Origin of the sequence: Synechococcus sp. OH2 (assembly GCF_047462155.1) — a bacterium.
In the GTDB taxonomy this organism is placed as follows: Bacteria; Cyanobacteriota; Cyanobacteriia; order Thermostichales; family Thermostichaceae; genus Thermostichus.
Genome location: NZ_JANSIR010000108.1, coordinates 29,125 through 30,901, shown reverse-complemented (window position 1 = coordinate 30,901; position 1,777 = coordinate 29,125). Strand labels below are relative to the sequence as shown.

Genomic DNA, 1,777 nt, shown 5'->3' with positions numbered 1-1,777 from the left:
CGGACAGTGCTGTCAGTCAACAAGTAAGCGGAACCTTGAGACTGGGTTTCAAGGAACTGTCTAGGGGCGTCTTAACAGTGCTTTTGCGAGTCTGTCTGTCGACTGTGTAAGAATCCCCCGACTAAAGTCGGGGGAGTGTCAATCGACGATGACATGCAAAGCTCAGCAGGGATCCCCAGAGGAAAAGGGGATCCCCCTACTTTTTGCGCCAAGCTGTAACTTGGCCGAGGCGCCCTGCACCCGGAGCCCTCTGGCAACGGTTCCTGCCTGGGTTGCCTGAGAGAAGGTTTCTGCTTTCCCAGATAGATTTAAGTCTATAGCTTTCATCGGAAAATTCGATTTTTGTCTATCCTGGTTTGCCGCTAGGATGCCTTTGAAGATTTTTTACAGGATCTCAGCTAGCGATGGGGTCAGGCAGGCTCCCTGGCCCTAAGGAGGAGTATGAGTTTGGACGGGCTGGTCAGAACCGCGTGGTTAATTCCCCTCTATGCACTAGTGGCATGGCTGGGGGCGTTGATTTGGTCCCCTGGGATTACCCGGCGCACCGGCCCCCGACCAGCGGGCTATCTCAATGCGCTGCTGACCTTGGTGGCGTTTTTGCACAGTGTGGGGGCGCTGGTGGCAATTTGGGATCAGCCGGCGCAAGTGATTCGGCTGCCCTGGCTGCAGGTGGGGGATCTGGTATTGGAGCTGCCGCTGCAGGCCTCATCGCTAACGCTGGGGGCCTGCGCCGTGGTGACAGCGCTAAACCTGGTGGCCCAGATCTATGGGTTTGGCTACATGGAAATGGACTGGGGCTGGGCGCGGTTTTTCTCCTTGCTGGGCCTATTTGAGGGGGGGATGTGCGCTCTGGCCTTGTGCGACTCCCTGTTTTTTAGCTACGTCATCCTCGAAATCCTGACCTTGGGCACCTACCTGTTGGTGGGCTTTTGGTTTAACCAATCGCTGGTGGTAACAGGGGCGCGGGATGCTTTTCTGACCAAGCGCATTGGCGACCTGTTGCTCTTGATGGGGGTCATCGCCATCTACCCTCTGACGGGATCCTGGGAGTTTGAGGACTTGACGGCTTGGGCAAAGTCGGTGCAGGCAGGAGCTATCTCTGTAGATTCGACCTTGATCACTTTGGCGGGGCTGGGGTTGTTGGCTGGCCCGGTGGGCAAGTGTGCCCAGTTCCCCCTGCACCTGTGGCTGGATGAGGCGATGGAGGGGCCGATCCCGGCCTCGATCTTGCGCAACTCGGTGGTGGTGGGCACGGGAGCTTGGGTGTTGATTCGCCTGCAACCGCTCTATGCTCTTTCTCCAACGGTGTTGCGAGTGATGCTGGTGATCGGGGCACTGACGGCAGTGGGGGGAGCCTTCGTGGCTCTGGCCCAAATTGATGCCAAGCGGGCCTTGTCCTATCTGGTGAGCGCCTACATGGGCTTGATCTTTGTAGCAGTGGGCACAGGACACACCCAACAGGCCTACCAACTGCTGCTTACCTATGCGCCGGCGATGGCCTTGCTGGTGATGGCGCTGGGTATGGTGATCTGGAACAGCATTACCCAGGATCTGCGCTACCTGGGGGGCTTGTGGTCGCGGCGGCCCATCTCCGGCCTGTGCTTTTTGACGGGGATGGCCGGCATGGTGGCTCTGCCGCCTTTTGGCTCCTTCTGGGTGTTGACAGATTTGTGGCAGCAGTTGGCGCAATCCGGGCAGGTGCTGTGGGCGGCAGTGGTGCTGGTTACCAATGCGGTGACGGCGCTGGGGCTGACGCGGGTCTTCGGCCTGGTTTGGG

General features: G+C 58.8%; 1 protein-coding gene. It reads left to right on the top strand.

Translation table 11 applies throughout. From position 1 onward, the window contains the following. Positions 1–441: 441 nt before the first annotated feature. Positions 442–1,777: NAD(P)H-quinone oxidoreductase subunit F (locus tag NW835_RS11040; RefSeq protein ID WP_414415308.1), on the top strand; the 1,336-nt coding region annotated here is incomplete at its 3' end.